Source organism: Bordetella genomosp. 2 (assembly GCF_002261345.1).
Taxonomy (GTDB): domain Bacteria; phylum Pseudomonadota; class Gammaproteobacteria; order Burkholderiales; family Burkholderiaceae_B; genus Bordetella_A.
Window position 1 is genome coordinate 116683 of record NZ_NEVT01000009.1, and the last position, 18865, is coordinate 135547.

Consider the following 18865-nt stretch of genomic DNA (forward strand, 5'->3'; position numbering starts at 1 on the left):
GTTCACTCGGCCTAGGCCTTCGCGATATTGCAGATGGTGGTCTTGGTTTCCTGCATCATCGTCACCGAGTCGTAGCCGTATGTCGTGCCGGTGTTGACCGCCTCGCCGCGCACGATGGGCGCCGCGCCTTCCGGGTAGCTGGACAGCAGGTCGGCGCCCTGCCAGCGCCCCGCGAAGTGGAACGGCATGAAAGCCGTGTCGGGCCCGACCCGCTCGGTGACCAGCGCCTGCACGTTCAGCCGCGCGCCGGTGGGCGTGGACACCCACACCCGGTCGCCATTGCGGATGCCGCGGTCGGCCGCCGCCTTGGGGTTGAGCTCGACGAAGGCTTCCTGCTGCAGTTCCGCCAGCCACGGGTTGGAACGCGTTTCGTCGCCCCCGCCCTCGTATTCCACCAGCCGTCCCGACGTGAGGATGATGGGGAATTTTTCGTACAGCTTGTCCGCCACGTTTTTCTGCTGCAGCGATTTGTACAAGGTGGGCAGGCGCCAGAACGCCTTGAGATCGTCGTGCGACGGGTACTTGGCCACCAGGTCGGGACGCGTGCCGTAGATGGGCTCGCGGTGCTGCGGGATGGCATCGGGGAAGTTCCACACCACCGCGCGCGCCTTGGCGTTGCCGAACGGATAGCAGCCGTGGTTCTTCATGACCACGCGGATGATGCCGCCCGAGGAATCGGTTTTCCAGTTCTTGCCCTCGGCCGCCGCCTTCTCGGCGTCGGTCAGCTCGTTCCACCAGCCCAGCTTCTTCATCAGGACGTGATCGAACTCCGGATAGCCGGTGGTCAGGTCGGCGCCCTTCGAATGCGAACCGTCTTCGGCCAGCAGGTTGACGCCGTCGCGCTCCACGCCGAAGTTGGCACGGAAGTTGCCGCCGCCGTCCATGACGTGCAGGCTGGTGTTGTACAGATTGGCGGTGCCCGGGTGCTTCAGCTCGGGCGTGCCCCAGCAGGGCCACGGCAGGCCGAAGTAGTCGCCGGTGAGGTCATAGCCGGTCTCGGCGTCCTTGCCACCCTTGGCGCGCAGCGTCTTGACGTCGAACACATGCATGTTGCGCATGTGCGCCTTCAGGCGCTCGGGGCTCTGGCCGGTATAGCCGATGGTCCAGCAGGAACGGTTGACCTCGCGCAGCACGTCCTCGATGACGGGCTCGTCCATGCCCTTGACCTTCTGCAGCTTGTAGTTCTTGACGAACTCCTTGCCGAAGCCCAGCTTCTCGGCCAGCTGGTACATGATCATCTGGTCGCTGCGGCTTTCCCAGAGCGGCTCGATGACCTTCTCGCGCCATTGCAGCGAGCGGTTGGACGCCGTACAGGAGCCGCTCGTCTCGAACTGCGTGGCGGCCGGCAGCAGGTACACCGCGCGGTTGGGGTTGAGGTCTTCGGCCTTGCCCGGCATGGCGGCCATGGCGGCGGTGGCGGACGGGTACGGGTCGACCACCACCAGCAGGTCGAGCTTGTCCATGGCGCGCTTCATTTCCAGGCCGCGCGTCTGCGAGTTGGGCGCATGGCCCCAATAGAACACCGCCCGCAGGTTGGTGGGCTGGTCGATGACCGCGGGGTCTTCCAGCACGCCGTCGATCCAGCGCGACACCGTGATGCCGGGCTTGGTCATCAGGTCGGGCGACGCGTAGCGGCTCTTGATCCACTCGTAGTCCACGCCCCAGACCTTGGCGAAGTGCTTCCAGGAGCCTTCGGACAGGCCGTAGTAGCCCGGCAGCGAATCCGGGTTGGGGCCGATGTCGGTCGCGCCCTGCACGTTGTCGTGGCCGCGGAAAATGTTGGCCCCGCCGCCCGAGACGCCGATATTGCCCAGCGCCAGCTGCACGATGCAGGACGCGCGCACCATGGCGTTGCCGATCGAGTGCTGGGTCTGGCCCATGCACCACACCAGCGTGCCGGGCCGGTTCTCGTGCAGGGTCTTGGCGACGCCGTACATGGTGGCTTCGTCCACGCCGCAGGCTTCCTGCACCTTGTCCGGCGTCCACTTGGCCAGCACGTCGGCCTTGACCTGGTCCATGCCGTAGACGCGCGCGTCAATGTAGGCCTGGTCTTCCCAGCCGTTCTTGAAGATGTGGTACAGCAACCCGAACAGGAACGGGATGTCGGTGCCCGAACGGATGCGGATGTGCTGGTCGGCCTTGGCGGCGGTGCGGGTGAAGCGCGGGTCGACCACGATCATCTTGCAGCCGGTTTCCTTGGCATGCAGCATGTGCAGCATGGAAACCGGATGGGCCTCGGCGGCGTTCGACCCGATGTACAAGGCGACCTTGGCGTTCTGCATGTCGTTGTACGAGTTGGTCATGGCGCCGTAGCCCCACGTGTTCGCCACGCCCGCCACCGTGGTGGAATGGCAGATGCGCGCCTGGTGGTCGCAGTTGTTGCTGCCCCAGTAGCTGACGAACTTGCGCATCAGGTACGACTGCTCGTTGCCATGCTTGGACGACCCGATCCAGTAGACCGAGTCCGGCCCGCTTTCCTTGCGCAGCTTCATCAGGTGGGCGCTGATCTCGTCCAGCGCCGTGTCCCAGCTGATGCGCTGGTATTTTCCGTCGACCAGCTTCATCGGGTAGCGCAGGCGGTGCTCGCCGTGGCCGTGCTCGCGGATCGCGGCGCCCTTGGCGCAGTGCGCCCCCAGGTTGATGGGGGAGTCGAATACCGGTTCCTGCCGCACCCAGACGCCGTTCTCGACCACGGCGTCGATGGCACAGCCCACCGAACAGTGCGTACAGACGGTGCGGCGCACTTCGGTCTTGGTGTCGCCCACGGCGATCTTGCGTTCTTCGGCCGCTTCGGCGCGCTTGACCAGCGCCAGCGGCGCGGCCGCCAGGCCGGCGCCCACCCCGATGCCGGAACGGCGCAGGAAGGCGCGGCGGTCCATGGTGGGCAGCGCCTGCGTCAGGCCCCGCCGCAGGCTCTGCACGAAGTGCGACTCGGCCGCGCCGTCGCGCGCGGCGTCTGTTTTCTTGGTAAGCAGCATGGCTGGCTCCGGTTCAGACCAGCGTGGTCTTGTAGTACCGCTTGACGTGTTCGCTCAGGCGATAGCCACCGCCCTTGGCGGGCGCGGCCACCGGCGCCGCGGCTGGCTGCCCGGCCTGGCGCGCGGACGGCAGGACCGCCGCGCCGGCCGCCGCGGCAGCCGCCGTGGTAGTGCCGGCCAGGAACATCCGACGCGAAAGTTGGGGAGATTTCTGCGGCATGTGTCCGTCTCCTTGGAGGCAACCAGATATGAAATGCTTTGCATACTGTACCCCTACGCCCCGGTTCCGGCAATGTCCCCTAATTTGCCGCACTGCACCGTAGCGCGCCCGGGCGCTGCGGCGGGGCCTAAGGCAGCATGTCGAAGCCCTGCGCCTCGACACTGGCGAACGCGCGGGTGAAATCCGCGGCGCGCGCGTAGAACCGGGCGGCGGGATGGGCCGCGATGGTGTCGCACAGGGTCTCGACCCAGGGCTGGATATGCACGGCGAAGAACGTCCGCTGCGTGGCCAGGTCAGCCGGCGCGGCCCCTGCGCCGACGATCAGGCAGCGCATGACCTCGCACAGGTAGGCGATGTGGTCTTCGGTCTCCGGCATGGCCGGGTCGCGGGCCAGTCCCAGCCCGGCCAGGTCCTCGCGCAGCCGCGCCACCGGCTTTTCATTGAGGAAGCCGGCCAGGTAGTGCGAGCCGAACAGGTAGACCTCGGGCTTGCCCACCCCGCCGAACAAGGCGTCGTACTCCATCCGCACCGCCGCCGCGTCCAGCTCGCGCGCGCTGGCCGCCAGGGCGTTCCAGGCGGGCGCCAGCAAGCCGTCGGGCGCGGCGGGCGTGGCGCCCAGCTGCGCCAGCAAGTCGGCGGGCGGCGGCGCATAGAACAAGTGCGCCAGCACGCCGTACAGTTCGGCGCGCGCGGCGTCTTCGTCGAAACCAGGGGCAACTGCGGTCGGCACGGTAGCGGTCATAGGTCGGTGATGCGGACTTCGTCGGACGAGGAATAGAGGTCGATGACGCGGCAGTCGCCGCACATCTTCAGGCGTTCGAGCGCCGCGCCCTGGAACATGGCGTGGCCGCCAAGACGCTGCAGCATCGTCTGCACGCCCTTCTCGGTGCCGAACGCCTTGCCGCAGCGCACACAGTGGAAGGGCGCCGTTTCGTTCAGCACCACGGCTTCCTTGCGGCGCTCGGACAGCAGCAGGCGCGGCACCAGTTGAATGGCATCTTCCGGACAGGTTTTTTCGCACAAGCCGCACTGCACACAATTCTTTTCTATGAAGCGCAGCTGCGGAAGCGCGATGTTGTCTTGCAGCGCATTGGCCGGACAGGCGCTGACGCAGCTCATGCACAGCGTACAGGCGGCGTTGTCGACCACCACCGCGCCGAACGGCGCCCCCGCGCCGGGCGCGCCGCCCGGCAGCGCGATGGCTTCCGGCAGCGGCCCCGGCGCATGTGCGACCAGGTGGTCCAGCGCCAGCGTCAGCGTGGCGCGCTTCTCGGGCGCCGCCGCGAAACGCGCCGCCTGTCCGGGCACGCCCGGCTGCTGGGCGGCCACCTGCTGGAGCTGCGCGTCCAGGGCTTCGGCCGTGGTGGCGCGCAGCAGGTGCAAGTGGCGTCCTTCGTAGCCCAGGCCGTTCAGGATGGCCTGGGCGGTTTCCATCTGGGCCTCCAGGCCGTCCAGGTATTGCGGCGCTTCTTCGTCGGTGGCCAGCACCGCGACCTGCGCGGCGCCGAACGCCAGCGCGGCCAGCCAGAGATCCAGCCCCAGGCTGGCGGTGTGCCACAAGGCCACCGGGATCACGTTGGCGGGCACGCCGTGCGCCAGCTTGAGCTGCGCCGCGCGGCCCAGCGTCTCGACCAGCCGCTCGCCGCCCTGCTGGCTGTGCAGCAGCAGCACCGCGTCGCGCCCGCCCGCCTGGGCATAGGTGGACAGCAGGGTGCGCAGCTTCAGGGCCTGGTCGGGGTTACGCGGATAGGCGTAGCTCATCGCGCCGGTGGGACACACGGTGGTACAGGCGCCGCAGCCGGCGCACAGGTGCGGGTCCACCACGATCTGCTGGCGCCGCCGGTCGCCGCGGATGGCCTCGGCCGAGCAGATGTCGACACAGGCGTTGCACCCCACGGTTTCATTGCGGCTGTGCGCGCACAGCGACTGCTTGTAGTCGAAGAACTTGGGTTTCTCGAATTCGCCCACCAGTTCACGCAGCTTGAGCAGCGTGCCCGGATCCCGGCCGTCCCACGTGAAATAGCCCTGCGGCGGCTGGTGGTGGCGCAGTTGCGGCGTGGCGCCCAGGTCCAGCACCAGGTCGTACTGTTCGGTGAACTGGCGAGGCGGGCGCTGGAAGTCGATGGCGCCCGCCACCGTACAGGCTGTCACGCACGCGCGGTGCGACGCACAGCGCGCCAGGTCGACTTGATAATCGAAGCCGATGGCGCCCTCCGGGCAGGCGGCCACGCAGGCATTGCAGCGCGTGCAGAGGTCCAGGTCGATCGGGTTGTCCTGCGACCAGGTCAATTCGAATGCCCCCAGCCGGCCCTGCAGGCGCTCCAGCCGCCCCGCCAGCACGGGATAGCGGCGCGCCTGCGCGCCGCCGTCGCGGCCTTCGCCCTGCACCAACAGGGTGACCTGCAGCGCGTCGTCGAGCAGGCCAGCGGCCTGCTCGGCGCGGTCCAGCGGGCCGATGATCAACAGCCGGCCGGCGCTGCGGTAGGTCACGGTGGCGACCGGATCGGGCTCGGGCAGGTGCGCCGCGGCTAGCAGCGCGGCCAGCTTGGGCATGGCCCGCGCCGCATCGCGGCTCCAGCCGCCGGTCTCGCGGATGTTGACGAAGCGCACCGGCGCCACGGCGCCTTCGGTGGCCCGGCCCAGCTCGCCGAACAGGCGCTTCTCCTGGGTACAGGCGACCACCACCGGCTCGGCGCCGCGCACGGCGCGCTGGAAATCGCCCGCCTGGCCGCGGCACAACAGGGAATGCGGCGCCAAGGTCTCGCCCAGCGCACGCCCCAGTTCGTCGGGGGCCAGCGGCATGGTGCGGTTGCAGTCACAGATCAGGGTGGTCATGGGCACTCGCGTGGGCGGAATCAGTTGCGCCGGTCCGCCGGCGCGGCGGACGGCATGACGGGGTCGACAACGTCCGCCTCCGGCCCGGCCGGCCCCGCCCCGGGCAGGGGGGCCGGTCCGGCGGCGCCGGGCATGGCGGCGGGATCGCTGGCGGACGGTCCGGCCGCGCCCGGCGCGGCGGCGGCGGGCGGGTCGGCCTCGTCGTCGAACAGCGCCAGCGTCCGCGCGCTGACCAGGCGGCGCAGCAGCGGCGCGGGCAGCGGCTCGAGCTTGGAATAATCGTCTATATATGTATCCAGCCCGTCCATCACGTTGTAATGGGGGTCGGAGAACAGTTTCTTCAAGGCGGCGTTCTTGACCTCGGGGGCGACGCGCCGCGCCACGAAGGGGGCGAAATCGGATTCGGGCGTCAAGGCCCGGACGTCATCCAGGGTGGGCGGCGGCGGCTCGGCCGGCTCGGGCGCCTCGCCGGCAGGGGCCGGCACGGCGGCGTCCGCCGCCTCGGGCAAGGGCTGGTCGGGCAGCTCGTCGTCGCGCACGCCCGCTTCGCGGGCCTCGGCCTTGCGGCGCGACCAGCGTTGCAGGAACCCGGAACGCTCGTCGGCCGTCATGGCGCACCGCCGCCGAACTTCTTGAGCGTGGACACCGAGGCCGGGTTGCCGAAGCGGTCCTGCAGCGACTGGAAGCTGGCCGGACGCTTGCGCCGCTTGGGCTCGGGCACATAGTGCGCCGCGATGAAGGCATTCAGCCAATCGACCACGAACGGCGGCGCGGGCACCTGCTCGACCGTTTCCTGGGCGTCGAGCCAGCGGCCGGCGTCGTGGTAGCTGAGGGTGACGATCTCGGGGCGCGCCACCGGCTCGTCGCCGTCGTCGGGATCGTGCATGCGCCACAGCACGAACCAGCAGGGCGCCGGCGTCGTGGCGTTCAGCACGTAGCCCTCGGCGTCGTCCTTGAACAAGCGCACCACATGGCCGGGATGCAGCCAGCGCTCGTGCGAGTCGTCCTTGTAGAGCAGGCGCGGCTGCGCGCCGAAGGAGGGCTCGTCGACCACCACGTCGTCGAGCACCCAGCGCCATTCCTGCCAGCGGCTCATCGGCCCGGTGATGCGTTCCTTGCGCATCACCACGGCGACATCCAGGCTGGTGGGCGGGGCTTCCGTCATGGCTTTAGCGTTCGCGGCTGATGGCGATGGACGACAGCTTGGAGGAGTAGTCCTTGCCCATGTCCGCCACCGATATGGCGACTTGGCGCGCCACGGCCTTGTACAGGCCGGCCACTTCGCCGTCCGGGTCGGCCACCACCGAAGGCTGGCCGCTGTCGGCCTGCAGGCGGATGTTGATGTCCAGCGGCAAGGCGCCCAGGTAGGCCAGGTTGTAGTCAGCCGCCATTTTCCTGCCTCCGCCGGCGCCGAAGATATGTTCGGCGTGGCCGCACTGGCTGCAAACATGCACCGCCATGTTCTCGACCACGCCCAGGATCGGTACCCCGACCTTTTCGAACATTTTGACGCCCTTTCGCGCGTCCAGCAAGGCGATGTCCTGCGGGGTGGTGACGATGACGGCGCCGGTGACCGGCACTTTCTGGCTGAGCGTCAGGTGGATGTCGCCGGTGCCGGGCGGCATGTCGATCACCAGGTAGTCGAGGTCCTTCCAGTTGGTCTGGCGCAGCAGTTGCTCGAGCGCCTGCACGGCCGTGGGGCCACGCCAGATCATGGCCTCGTCGGCGTCGACCAGGAAGCCGATGGACATGACCTGCACGCCGTAGTTTTCGAGCGGCTCCATGGTCTTGCCGTCCTCGCTCTGCGGGCGCGCGTCGATGCCCATCATGAGCGACTGGCTGGGGCCGTAGATGTCGGCGTCCAGCAGCCCCACGCGCGCGCCTTCGGCGGCCAAGGCCAGCGCCAGGTTGACCGCGGTGGTGCTCTTGCCCACCCCGCCCTTGCCCGAGGCCACCGCGATCACGTTCTTGACGTTGGGCAGCAGCGCGATGCCGCGCTGCACCGCGTGCGCGGCGATGGCCGTGCGCAGGTTGACCGAGACGTTGCCCACGCCGGGCACGCCGCGGGCGGCGGCGATCAGGGCGTTGCGCAGCGCCGGGACCTGGCTTTTGGCCGGGTAGCCCAGTTCGACATCGAAGGCGACGTCGGCGCCGTCGATCTGGAGGTTCTTGACCGCCTTCGGGCCGGCCAGCGGCTTGCCCGTGTTGGGGTCGATGACGGCCTGCAAGGCCTGCAATAGCGTATCGGAAGCGACCATGGGGTCTTTATATTGAGAGTCGGCGAATGGAATGACGGCCGCCCGCGGCGGCCTCTTCGGATGATGTTAGCACCGCCCTTTGCGATGCCGCATGCGCCGGCGCAGGCCGGCGCGGCCGGGGCGCGGGGCTGGTCTATACTGGCCGCCGTACCGCGATGCTGGAACGCGGCCTCACACTATCGAGTCTCATGATCGATACCACCGACATCACGGGCCTGATACTCGCGGGCGGGCGCGGCAGCCGCATGGGCGGCGTCGACAAGGGCCTGCAGAACTACCTGGGCATGCCGATGGCCCTGCACGCGCTGCTGCGGCTGGCGCCGCAGGTCGGCCAGGTCATGATCAACGCCAACCGCAACCTGGGCGCCTACGAAGCCATGGGGGTGCCCGTCTGGCCCGACACCCTGCCCGACTTCGCCGGCCCGCTGGCCGGCTTCGCGGCCGGCCTGGAACGCTGCGAGACCCCTTACCTGGCCACCGTCCCCTGCGACTGCCCGCGCTTTCCGCCAGACCTGGTCGAGCGCCTGGCGCAGGGGCTCGTCGAACACGACGCCGACATCGCCATGGCCGCCACGCCGCACGGCGACGCGCTGCGCACCCAGCCGGTCTTCTGCCTGCTGAAGACCTCGCTGCTGGCCAGCCTGCTGGCCTTCCTGCACGGGGGCCAGCGCAAGATCGACGCCTGGACCGCCCAGCACCGCTGCGCCGAGGTCCGTTTCGACGATGCCCAGGCGTTCGCCGGCGCGAATACCCTGGCCGAATTGCAACAGTTGCAGCCATGACCCGACCCCTGCCTCCCAGCCTGGCCGCCATCGCCTCGTGCATCAGCGGCTACGATCCCGACGCCCTGCCGGTGGCCCAGGCCCGCGCCTTCATCGACCAGCTCGTGCCGCGCCTGCGCGCCGTCGAGATGGTCGCGCTGCGCTCGGCGCTGGGCCGCGTGCTGGCGCGCGACGTGATCTCGCACCTGAACGTGCCGGCCCACGACAACTCCGCCATGGACGGCTACGCGTTCGCCGGCCGCGACCTGGCCGCCGACGCCGATACGGTGCTGCAGGTAACGGGCAGCGGCCTGGCCGGCACGCCGTTCACCGGCCAGGCGGCCGCCGGCCAGTGCGTGCGCATCATGACCGGCGCCGTCATGCCGGCCGGGCTCGACACCGTCGTGCCGCAGGAATTCGTGCGCCAGGACGGCGACCGCATCGTCATCCCGGCCGGCGCCGTGCGCACCGGCGACAACCGGCGCCTGGCCGGCGAGGACCTCGCCGCCGGCGACAGCGCGCTGTCGGCCGGCCGCGTCCTGCGTCCGGCCGACATCGGCCTGCTGGCCTCGCTGGGCCAGGCCGAAGTGCCGGTGGTGCGGCGCCTGCGCGTGGCCTTCTTCTCCACCGGCAACGAACTGCGCTCCATCGGCGAGCCGCTCGACGAGGGCTGCGTGTACGACAGCAACCGCTACACGCTCCACAGCATGCTGCAGCGCCTGGGGGTGGATATCCTCGACCTGGGCGTGGTGCGCGACGACCCGGCCGCCCTGGCCGAGGCCTTCAGCGCGGCGGCCGCCAATGCCGACGCCGTCATCACCTCGGGCGGCGTCAGCGTGGGCGAGGCCGACCACACCAAGACCGTCATGGCGCAACTGGGCGACGTCCTGTTCTGGCGCATCGCCATGCGGCCCGGACGGCCCATGGCCATCGGCCGCATCCGCGCCGAACACGGCGACGCCATCCTGTTCGGGCTGCCCGGCAACCCGGTGGCGGTCATGGTCACCTTCTACGCCCTGGTGCGCGACGCCCTGCTGGCCATGGCCGGCGCCGCGCCGCAGACCCTGCCGCTGCTGCGCTGCACCGCCACGCGCGCCATCCGCAAGAAACCCGGCCGCACCGAATACCAGCGCGCCATCGTCACGCTGGCGCCCGACGGCGGCTGGCAGGCCACCGTCACGGGCTCGCAGGGCTCCGGCATCCTGCGCAGCATGAGCCAGGCCAACGGCCTGGTGGTGCTGCACCACGACCAGGGCGAGGTCGCGGCGGGGCAGTTGGTCGACGTGCTGCCCTTCGACGGCCTGATCTGAAGCCCCCACCCACGAGCCCCGAATGACCAGAATCATAGGATTTGCCGGCTGGAGCGGCGCGGGCAAGACATCGCTGCTCGCCAAGCTGATCCCGTCCCTGAAGGCGCGCGGCTACAGCGTCTCCACGCTCAAGCACGCGCACCACGCCTTCGACATCGACACGCCGGGCAAGGACTCCCACCGGCATCGCGAATCGGGCGCCACCGAAGTGCTGGTGGCCTCGTCCGCGCGCTGGGCCTTGATGCACGAATTGCGCGGCGCCGCCGAGCCCGAGCTGGGCGAACTCCTGTCCCGCATGAGCCCGGTCGATTTCATCCTGGTGGAAGGCTTCAAGCGCAACGCCCACATCAAGATCGAAGTCCACCGGCAGGCCAACGGCAAGCCCTGGCTGTTCCCGGACGACCCCAGCATCGGCGCCATCGCCAGCGACACCGCGCCCGTCCATGCGCCGCTGCCGCGCGTATCGCTGGACGACAGCGAAGCCGTGGCCGACCTGGTCGAGACCCTGGCCTGGCCGCTGGAGCTGGCGGTGGCGCGGCTGGCGGGGCCGGGCCGGGCCTGAAGCCATCCCTGCGAAGCAATCGCGAATCCGGCCCGGCATCCGGGCCGGCGTACCCGTGCGCCCGGCGGGCGGCCGCCCGCGGATGCGCCTGCGTCCCATTCTGGCGGTAAAGTAGCGCCTGAACTGCGACAACTGCCTTCCGTAAATAACGCCCCCTTGCAAGGAAGCCCTTTGAATTTCATCTTCCGCGGCAATGAGCTGCTGGTGCACGAGGCCAGCCTGGACCTGCCAGACGCGACTGCCTGCGCGGTACTGGGCCTGCGGCCCGACACACTGCAACTGGTCCTGCTGGGCGACCCGCGCTACCGCACCACCCATGTGCCGCCCTCGGCCGAAGCGCCGCCCGGCTATGCGTTCCGCAAGCTGCGCGCCTTGCTGGCCGAACTGGGCGACCGGACAGCGCTGGCGGGACGGGCCTTCCAGATCGCCGAATGGGCCCGCACCCACAAATACTGCGGCGTGTGCGCCACGCCGATGCAGCCGGCGACCCACGAATTCTGCATGCGCTGCCCGGCCTGCGGCCTGTCGTCCTATCCGCGCATTTCGCCCGCCATGATGGTGCTGGTGCGGCGCGGCGACAGCATCCTGCTGGCGCGCCACGCCACCTATGCGACGGCGCGCCACACCGCCCTGGCCGGCTTCGTCGAGCCGGGCGAGAGCATCGAGGACGCCGTGCACCGCGAGGTCTACGAGGAAGTGGGCCTGCGCGTGACCGACCTGCGTTATTTCGGCAGCCAGTCCTGGCCGTTCCCGCATTCGCTGATGATCGCCTTCACGGCCGAATACGCCGGCGGCGAGATCCGCCTGCAGCAAGAAGAAATCGCCGAGGCGCGCTGGTTCGGTCCCGGCGACGCGCTGCCCGACATCCCCATGCGCGAGTCCATCGCCGGCCGCCTGGTGCGGGCCAACCTGCCGCCCGGGTCCTCCCTGTAACTGCCCATCCGCCCGGACGCCAGGCGACCGGGCCGCGGACTCTCTATGCGATATTCGACCTTAGTGTTCATCATCGCGGCCTACGTGCTGCTGACCGGCAGCCGCCTGGCGCTGGCCGCCTGGCAATGGCGCCGCGTCAAGAAAGCCGGCGGGCTGGCGCCCATCCTGCTGGGCGGGCTGCGCATCGACACGCACCAGATCGCCGTGCTGGCGGCCTTGCCGGCCGTGCTGTCGCCCTGGCTGGGCCACCTGCCTGCCGCCGCGGCGGCCACCGGCATCTGGCTGCAGGTCTGCTGGATCCTGCTCGGCTTCCTGGAAGTCGCCACCCCGGCCTTCATCACCGAGTACGACACCCGGCCCAACCGCCTGTTCGTCGAATACCTGAAACACCCGCGCGAGGTCTCCGGCATGCTGTGGCGCGGCTACAAGGCGGAACTGGCCGGCGCGCTGGTGGCGCTGATCGTGCTGGCGGCCGTGGGCCATGCGCTGTTCGGCGCGCCGGCGGCCGGCGCGCGCTGGGCCTGGTGGCAGATGGTCCTGGGCAGCCTGGCGATCCTGGCGGCGGTGATTCTGGCCATTCGCGGCACACTGGGACACCGCCCCATCAACCCGTCGACGGTCGCCTATTGCAACGACGGCATGCTCAACACGCTGCCGCTGAACTCGCTGTACAACGTGTTCTACGCGGTCTACAGCATGAAGCACGAGAAATCCGCCGCCGCCGTCTATGGCCGCATGCCCGAGGCGCGCATGCACGAGGTCGTGCTGTCGTGCGCGGGCTTGCCGCAGCCCCCCGCCGTCGCGTCGCACCCCAGCGTGCACCAGCAGGCGCCGTCGCGCGCCCGGCAGCGCCCCGCCAAGGTGGTGATCATCCTGGAAGAAAGCCTGGGCGCCCAATACAGCGCCGCGCTGGGCGGCGCCAACCTGACGCCGCACCTGGACGCGCTGGCGCGCGAGGGCTGGGCCTTCACGCGCGCCTATGCGACCGGCACGCGCTCGGTGCGCGGCCTGGAAGCCGTGACCGCCGGCTTCCTGCCGACCCCCGCCCAGGCCGTGCTGAAACTGCCGGCCGCGCAACGCGGCTTCTTCACCCTGGCCGACGTGCTGGGCCGCCACGGCTACCACTCGCGCTTCATCTACGGCGGCGAGTCGCACTTCGACAACATGAAGGCGTTCTTCCTGGGCAATGGCTTCGACGAGATCGTCGACCGGCCGGACTTCACCGACCCCGCGTTCGTGGGCACCTGGGGCGCCTCGGACGAGGACATGTTCACCCAGCTGGACGCCCGCCTGCGCGCCGACGGCGACCGGCCGTCGTTCACGCTGGCCTTCAGCGTGTCGAACCACTCGCCCTGGGAATACCCGGCCGGGCGCATCACGGCGGACGGCAATCCCGCCACCGTGGAGAACACCGTGCGCTATGCCGACTGGGCGCTCGGGCAGTTCTTCGAGCGGGCCCGGCAGGCGCCCTACTGGGACGACACCGTGTTCCTGGTGGTGGCCGACCACGACTCGCGCGTGTTCGGCGACACGCTGGTGCCGGTGCGCCACTTCCACATTCCCGCGGTGATCCTGGGCGGCGGCATCGAGCCGCGCAGCGACGCGGGCCTGGTCAGCCAGATCGACCTGCCGCCCACGCTGCTGTCGCTGGCCGGAGTGGACTGCACGCACCCGATGATCGGGCGCGACCTGACGCGCGGCATCCCGGACCGGGCCATCATGCAGTACGAGAACAACTACGGCTACCTGAAAGGCGACAACCTGCTGGTGCTGCTGCCGGGCAAGGCGCCGGTGCAGTTCCGCTATGGCGTGCCGGAGACCTACGAACCCGTCGCCGTCGACCCGGCGCTGGCCGAAGAAGCGCTGGCGCATGCCTTGTGGCCAAGCTGGGCGTATCGCGAGGGCCGCTACTGCGTGCCGGCGGACGGACGCCAGGCCGCATGACCATGCCCGCCCTCGCCCAGCCGCGCAACGCGCCGTCCCTTCCTTCCGTGCGGCGCCGGCAATGCATGCTGGCGGCGCTGTGCCTGTGCATCGCCGGCCCGGGAACCGCCGCGCCGGCGGCCGCCGACAGCGCTGGCCCGGCGGCGCTCGACACGGCGGTGCGCGAGGCGGCGCGGCAATTCATGCGCGAACAGGATATTCCCGGCCTGGCCGTCGGGTTGAGCATCGACGGCCAGGCGCGGCTCTACCACTATGGCGTGGCATCGAAGGCCACGCACCAGCCGGTAACCGGCGACACCCTGTTCGAGATCGGCTCGATCAGCAAGACCTTCACCGCCACGCTGGCGGCCTACGCGCAGGCCGCCGGCAAACTGTCGCTGCGCGACCCAACCGCCCGGCACGTGCCGGAGCTGGCCGGCAGCCGCTTCGGCGAAGTGCCGTTGTTGCACCTGGCCACCCATACGGCGGGCGGTTTCCCGCTGCAGGTGCCCGACCACATCCAGGACACCGCGCAGCTATACGGCTACCTGCGGGCCTGGCAGCCGCGCTACCCGGCCGGCGCGCGCCGCACCTACGCCAATCCGAGCATCGGCATGCTGGGCGTGGCCGCGGCGCGCAGCCTGGGCCAGCCCTATCGCGATGCGGCGGCGGCGCTGTTCGGCCAGCTGGGCCTGTCCAGCACCTATATCGCCGTGCCGGCCGCGGCCATGGGCCGCTACGCCCAGGGATACAACCGGCAGGACGCGCCGGTGCGCCTGAACCCGGCGGTGCTGGCCGACGAAGCCTATGGCGTCAAGACCAGCGCGCGCGACCTGCTGCGCTTCGTCGAGCTGAATCTGGGCGTGCGCACGGCCGGGCCGACGCTCGACCGCGCCATCGCCGCCACGCACACCGGGTACTTCCGGTACGGACCCATGACCCAGGACCTGGTGTGGGAACAGTATGCGTATCCCGTCACGCTCGACGCCCTGCTGCAGGGCAACGGCCCGGACATGGTGTTCGAAGACAAGCCGGTCGTCGCGCTGGACCCGCCGCAACCGCCGGGGCAGCATGTGCTGATCAACAAGACCGGCTCGACCAACGGCTTCGGCGCCTACGCCGCGCTGGTGCCGGCGCGCCGCATCGGCATCGTGGTGCTGGCGAACAAGGGCCATCCGATCGAGGCGCGGGTCCGATTCGCGTATCGCGTGCTCGAAGCGGCACGGCGCGCCTCGGAACCATAAACACGCGCCTTCATGGGATGCGCATGACCTGCTGCCTGGCTAGGACGTCGGCGGACAACACGGCGATCAGGCGCCGCACGAAGCGCTCGGTTGCCTCGGGCAGGGCGCGGCTGGCGGTCTGGACTTGCAGGGTGCGTGCGGCGAATGCCGGCTGCTGCAACGGCACGGCCACCAGCGCACCGCGCCGCAACGGCTCTGCCAGCGTGATCTCCCCGGCCAGCGTGACCGCATGGCCGGCCTCGACGATGGCCCGAATCACCGATGACGAATTGCTCGAATACGCCACGTTGAACGGTGGGCCGTCGCCGCCGACGGCCGAATTGTCGAACAGCAGGCGCACGGTCGTGCCCGAATCGGTCAGGGCGATGGGGTAATGGCGCAAGTCGTCCAGCGACACGCTGGCCCGCGTGGCCAGCGCATGCTCGGGCACCATGATGACGCGCACGGGCGAAACGATCTCGTAGCGCACATCGATGCCGCTGCCCGGCTTGAGACTGAACGCCAGGCCCACGTCGATCAAGCCGTCGCGCAGACGCTGCGTCACCACGCCTGGCGACGCGATGTGCACCTGGAAAGCCACATCGGGATGTTCGACGCGATACGCGCCCAGGATGCCCGGCAGCACATTGCGCGCCACGGCCTCGTTCGAGCCGATGCGTACGGTGGTCAGTTCGGCCTGGCGCAGGCTGCGGATATCGCGCAGCACGTGATCGGCATCCATGGCGACGCGCCGCACGTAATCAGCCAGCATCTCGCCGGCGCGCGTCAGCACCATGCCATGCGGGCGCCGTTCGAACAACGCGGCGCCGCAGCCATGCTCGAGCTTGGCGATCTGGCGGCTGACCGCCGACGGCGCCACGTGCAGCGCCGCCGCCGCGTCCTTGATGCTGCCGGCACGCACGACTTCCAGGAAATGGCGATGCGCCGTACTGAGCATGGCATTGATTCCTAAAAAGGCAATTCGCCTGCTAATTATTGAACTTGATTGCCTAAAGAGCAATTCCTAGAATGGTCTGGCCTATCCGGCGGCCGTGACGAAGGGGCACAGACCCCGCGCCGGCCCGCCACTGACTGATCAAGGGGAAATCGCATGGCTATTCAAACTCACCAACCAGACCGGATCGTGACGCGCGCGCCTGGACGCGGCTGGCTCCTGCGCGCCGCGGCGGCGCTCGCGCTGTCGGCCGCGGCGGCCAGCGCCTGGGCCGCGGATTTTCCGCAGCGATCCATCCAGTTGATCCTGTCCTTCCCGCCTGGCGGGGCCACCGACGTGCTGGCCCGCGAACTCAGCCAGCGACTGGGCGATACCCTGGGACAATCGGTAGTGGTGCTGAACCGCCCTGGCGCCGGCGGGCTCATCGGCATGCAGGCGGCCGCGCGCTCGCAAGCCGATGGCTACACGCTGTACATCTCGTCGGTGATGTCCAATTCCATTTACGAGGCAATTAACGGCAAGCAGCAGGTCTCGCTGGACGGCGACTTCGACGCCGTGGGCGCCATCGCCAGTGCGCCGCATATCCTGGTAACTCCATCCAGCCTGGGCATCCGGGACTACGCCGGCCTGGTAGCCCTCCTGAAGGCCGCGCCCGGCAAATACAACTATGCGTCCATGGGAGCGGGCACGCTCTCAAACCTGGAAGGCGAGATCTTCAAGGAGCAGGCCGGCGTGCAGGCCCTGCAGATCCCCTACAAAGGCAGCAGCCAGGCGCTGCCCGAAGTGATCGCCGGCTCGTCGGTCTTCATGTTCGACAGCGTGACCAGCTCGCTGCCCCATAAGGAAGGCGGGCGCATCAACGTGCTGGGCGTGGCCTCGGCCAAGCGGCTGCCCGTCATGCCCGACGTGCCCACGCTCAAGGAACTGGGCGTGCAGGGTCTGGAAGCCGAGAACCTGTTCGCGCTGATGGCGCCCAAGGGTACGCCCCGCGACCGCCTGGACATCGTCGCCCGGGCACTGGACCAGGCGCAGGGCGACACGGGCTTTCGCAAGGCCATCGAGGCGCAAGGGTTCCAGGTGAGCGAGATCTCCGGCCAGGCGCTGCCGCAATTCATCCTGGACCAGCAGGCATTCTGGCGCGAGAAGGTCAAGGCGCTGGACATCCAGATCGGCAAATAGGCGCCCCCCTTTTTTCCTGGACCGCCTGCCGGCGGTCCGCCTCTACGGTCCCGTATCCATGCCCATTCCCACCGATCCCTTCTGGCAGTTGCCCTACCCGTCGCAACGCATGCCGCTGCTGGCCGACAACGTCGTCAGCACCTCGCAGCCGCTGGCCAGCGCCGCCGGCCTGCAAATGTATGCCCGCGGCGGCAACGCAATCGACGCGGCGCTGGCGACCGCTATTACGCTGGCGGTGGTCGAACCCTGTATGAATGGCATCGGCGGCGACATGTTCGCCATCGTCTGGCATGAAGGACAAATGCATGGCCTGAATGCCTCGGGCCGCGCGCCGGCCGCGTGGGAAACCGGGAAATTCGCCCATCTCGACAGCATGGACCCGATCGGCTGGGGCAGCGTGACGGTGCCCGGCGTGGTATCGGGCTGGCGCGCCATCTGGGAAAAATTCGGCTCGCTGCCCTTCGAAGACCTGTTCGAGCCGGCCATCCGCTACGCCCGCGATGGCTACCTGGTCTCTCCCACGGTACACCGCCAATGGCAAAAGCAAATCGCCAAGTTGAGCGGCCAGCCGGGCTTCGCCGAATCGTTCGCGCCGGGCGGCCGCGCCCCGCTACCCGGAGAGCGCTTCAGTTGCCCGGGACAGGCGGCCACGCTGGAAAGCATCGCCCGCAGCAAAGGCGAGAGCTTTTATCGCGGCGAACTCGCCGCCGCCATCGCCGCGCACGCGCGCGACACGGGCGGCTGCATTACCGAAGCAGACCTGGCGCGCCACCAGGCCGACTGGGTGCAGCCGATCAGCATGCGTTATCGCGACTACGAGCTGTTCGAAATCGGCCCCAACGGCCAGGGCATCGGCGCCCTCATGGCGCTGGGCATGCTGCAACATTTCGATCTGTCCGGCAATGACCGCGACACCGGGCGCACCCTGCACCTGCAGATCGAGGCCATGCGCCTGGCGTTCGCCGACCTCTATGCACACGTGGGCGATCCGGAGCACATGCAGATATCCAGCGCGCACTTGCTGGATCCCGCCTACCTGGCCGAGCGCGCCAGGCTGATCGACCCGGCGCGCGCCGGCGCGCCGCGCCCCGGCAACCCGCACAGCGGCGGCACCGTCTACCTGACGGCCGCCGACCGGCGCGGCACGATGGTGTCGTTCATCCAATCCAACTTCAAGGGCTTCGGCTCCGGCGTGGTCGTGCCCGGCACCGGCATTGCCCTGCAGAACCGCGGCTGGGGCTTCTCCACCCGCCCCGGACATCCCAACGTGGTGGCGCCCGGCAAGCGCCCGTTCCACACCATCATTCCGGGCTTCCTGATGAAAAACGGCCAGCCCTTGATGAGCTTCGGCGTCATGGGCGGCTCCATGCAGGCCCAGGGCCACGTACAGATCGCCAGCCGGGTCGCGGACTTCGGCCAGAACCCGCAAGCGGCCAGCGATGCGCCGCGCTGGCGCGTGAAAGACGACAACGTCGGCGTGGCGGTCGAATGGAACTGCCCGCCCGACACCGTGGAGCAACTGCGCGCGTACGGTCACCCCGTCGAGGTAGCGCCGCGCTTCGACCTGGAATTCGGCAGCGCTCAACTGGCCATGCGGCTGGACCACGGCGGCTATCTGGCCGCGTCGGACCACCGCAAGGACGGCTACCCCGTCGGCTATTGATTCCCGGCGGCCTCCCGGCCGCGGCCCCCACGCAAAAAAGCCGGCACCGCTTGCGCGATACCGGC

Annotated in this window: 16 protein-coding genes; 8 read left to right on the plus strand and 8 right to left on the minus strand. The window is 69.4% G+C overall.

Going from position 1 to position 18865, the window contains the following annotated elements; all coding sequences use genetic code 11:
- Positions 1-11: 11 nt before the first annotated feature.
- The 7 genes from CAL24_RS21985 to apbC form a co-directional block, all read right to left on the minus strand.
- Entirely contained in the window at positions 12-2978 is a 2967-nt protein-coding gene (locus CAL24_RS21985) for a formate dehydrogenase subunit alpha (protein ID WP_028355181.1), read from the minus strand.
- 13 nt (positions 2979-2991) lie between these two features.
- Complete coding sequence (locus CAL24_RS21990; protein WP_028355182.1) at positions 2992-3198, minus strand: hypothetical protein; 207 nt, start codon at positions 3196-3198, stop codon at positions 2992-2994.
- A 127-nt stretch (positions 3199-3325) separates the two neighbouring features.
- Positions 3326-3940: a TorD/DmsD family molecular chaperone gene (locus CAL24_RS21995; RefSeq protein WP_094807932.1), complete on the minus strand. Its 615-nt coding sequence runs from the start codon at positions 3938-3940 to the stop codon at positions 3326-3328.
- Entirely contained in the window at positions 3937-6033 is a 2097-nt protein-coding gene (locus tag CAL24_RS22000; protein WP_094807933.1) for a 4Fe-4S binding protein, read from the minus strand. Before CAL24_RS22000 ends, CAL24_RS21995 begins: the two co-directional genes overlap by 4 nt.
- 20 nt (positions 6034-6053) lie before the next feature.
- Entirely contained in the window at positions 6054-6644 is a 591-nt protein-coding gene (locus tag CAL24_RS22005) for a DUF3306 domain-containing protein (RefSeq protein ID WP_170947148.1), read from the minus strand.
- Positions 6641-7198, minus strand: coding sequence for a DUF3305 domain-containing protein (locus CAL24_RS22010; RefSeq protein WP_094807934.1), 558 nt, complete (start codon positions 7196-7198; stop codon positions 6641-6643). The genes CAL24_RS22005 and CAL24_RS22010 overlap by 4 nt, the downstream gene beginning before the upstream one ends.
- Before the next feature lie 4 nt (positions 7199-7202).
- Complete coding sequence (apbC, locus tag CAL24_RS22015; protein WP_094807935.1) at positions 7203-8291, minus strand: iron-sulfur cluster carrier protein ApbC; 1089 nt, start codon at positions 8289-8291, stop codon at positions 7203-7205.
- Between the two features lie 188 nt (positions 8292-8479).
- Here apbC and mobA point away from each other — a divergent pair, with 188 nt between their 5' ends.
- From mobA to ampC, 6 genes are all read left to right on the plus strand, one after another.
- Positions 8480-9073 carry a molybdenum cofactor guanylyltransferase MobA gene (gene mobA / locus CAL24_RS22020; protein WP_028355188.1) on the plus strand — a complete coding sequence of 198 codons (594 nt, stop codon included), beginning with the start codon at positions 8480-8482 and terminating at the stop codon, positions 9071-9073.
- On the plus strand, positions 9070-10362 hold the full coding sequence (moeA, locus tag CAL24_RS22025) for a molybdopterin molybdotransferase MoeA (RefSeq protein WP_094807936.1): 1293 nt from the start codon (positions 9070-9072) through the stop codon (positions 10360-10362). The genes mobA and moeA overlap by 4 nt, the downstream gene beginning before the upstream one ends.
- A gap of 22 nt (positions 10363-10384) precedes the next feature.
- Positions 10385-10924, plus strand: a complete 540-nt coding sequence (mobB, locus tag CAL24_RS22030; RefSeq protein WP_028355190.1) for a molybdopterin-guanine dinucleotide biosynthesis protein B — start codon at positions 10385-10387, stop codon at positions 10922-10924.
- Positions 10925-11095: 171 nt separating this feature from the next.
- A complete protein-coding gene (nudC, locus tag CAL24_RS22035) occupies positions 11096-11857 on the plus strand; it encodes an NAD(+) diphosphatase (RefSeq protein WP_170947149.1) in 762 nt (253 codons plus the stop codon).
- A 45-nt stretch (positions 11858-11902) separates the two neighbouring features.
- On the plus strand, positions 11903-13801 hold the full coding sequence (locus CAL24_RS22040) for an LTA synthase family protein (RefSeq protein ID WP_094807937.1): 1899 nt from the start codon (positions 11903-11905) through the stop codon (positions 13799-13801).
- 65 nt (positions 13802-13866) lie between these two features.
- A complete protein-coding gene (gene ampC, locus CAL24_RS22045; protein ID WP_094807938.1) occupies positions 13867-15024 on the plus strand; it encodes a class C beta-lactamase in 1158 nt (385 codons plus the stop codon).
- Positions 15025-15034: 10 nt separating this feature from the next.
- Here the strand turns inward: ampC and CAL24_RS22050 are convergent, their stop codons facing one another.
- Positions 15035-15961, minus strand: coding sequence for a LysR family transcriptional regulator (locus CAL24_RS22050; RefSeq protein WP_094807939.1), 927 nt, complete (start codon positions 15959-15961; stop codon positions 15035-15037).
- A 153-nt stretch (positions 15962-16114) separates the two neighbouring features.
- On the opposite strand from CAL24_RS22050, the gene CAL24_RS22055 reads away from it, so the two are divergent.
- Positions 16115-17137 carry a Bug family tripartite tricarboxylate transporter substrate binding protein gene (locus CAL24_RS22055; protein WP_081760456.1) on the plus strand — a complete coding sequence of 341 codons (1023 nt, stop codon included), beginning with the start codon at positions 16115-16117 and terminating at the stop codon, positions 17135-17137.
- A gap of 58 nt (positions 17138-17195) precedes the next feature.
- The gene (locus CAL24_RS22060; protein ID WP_094807940.1) at positions 17196-18800 is read left to right on the plus strand and encodes a gamma-glutamyltransferase family protein; all 1605 of its coding nucleotides are present in this window, start codon (positions 17196-17198) and stop codon (positions 18798-18800) included.
- The last annotated feature ends 65 nt before the right edge of the window (positions 18801-18865 follow it).

What these genes read in the sequence shown, in the direction of transcription:
- CAL24_RS21985 (WP_028355181.1), bottom strand. Translation starts at nt 2,978, where the DNA reads ATGCTGCTTACCAAGAAAACAGACGCCGCGCGCGACGGCGCGGCCGAG.
- CAL24_RS21990 (WP_028355182.1), bottom strand. Translation starts at nt 3,198, where the DNA reads ATGCCGCAGAAATCTCCCCAACTTTCGCGTCGGATGTTCCTGGCCGGC.
- CAL24_RS21995 (WP_094807932.1), bottom strand. Translation starts at nt 3,940, where the DNA reads ATGACCGCTACCGTGCCGACCGCAGTTGCCCCTGGTTTCGACGAAGAC.
- CAL24_RS22000 (WP_094807933.1), bottom strand. Translation starts at nt 6,033, where the DNA reads ATGACCACCCTGATCTGTGACTGCAACCGCACCATGCCGCTGGCCCCC.
- CAL24_RS22005 (WP_170947148.1), bottom strand. Translation starts at nt 6,644, where the DNA reads ATGACGGCCGACGAGCGTTCCGGGTTCCTGCAACGCTGGTCGCGCCGC.
- CAL24_RS22010 (WP_094807934.1), bottom strand. Translation starts at nt 7,198, where the DNA reads ATGACGGAAGCCCCGCCCACCAGCCTGGATGTCGCCGTGGTGATGCGC.
- apbC (WP_094807935.1), bottom strand. Translation starts at nt 8,291, where the DNA reads ATGGTCGCTTCCGATACGCTATTGCAGGCCTTGCAGGCCGTCATCGAC.
- mobA (WP_028355188.1), top strand. Translation starts at nt 8,480, where the DNA reads ATGATCGATACCACCGACATCACGGGCCTGATACTCGCGGGCGGGCGC.
- moeA (WP_094807936.1), top strand. Translation starts at nt 9,070, where the DNA reads ATGACCCGACCCCTGCCTCCCAGCCTGGCCGCCATCGCCTCGTGCATC.
- mobB (WP_028355190.1), top strand. Translation starts at nt 10,385, where the DNA reads ATGACCAGAATCATAGGATTTGCCGGCTGGAGCGGCGCGGGCAAGACA.
- CAL24_RS22040 (WP_094807937.1), top strand. Translation starts at nt 11,903, where the DNA reads ATGCGATATTCGACCTTAGTGTTCATCATCGCGGCCTACGTGCTGCTG.
- ampC (WP_094807938.1), top strand. Translation starts at nt 13,867, where the DNA reads ATGCTGGCGGCGCTGTGCCTGTGCATCGCCGGCCCGGGAACCGCCGCG.
- CAL24_RS22050 (WP_094807939.1), bottom strand. Translation starts at nt 15,961, where the DNA reads ATGCTCAGTACGGCGCATCGCCATTTCCTGGAAGTCGTGCGTGCCGGC.
- CAL24_RS22055 (WP_081760456.1), top strand. Translation starts at nt 16,115, where the DNA reads ATGGCTATTCAAACTCACCAACCAGACCGGATCGTGACGCGCGCGCCT.
- CAL24_RS22060 (WP_094807940.1), top strand. Translation starts at nt 17,196, where the DNA reads ATGCCCATTCCCACCGATCCCTTCTGGCAGTTGCCCTACCCGTCGCAA.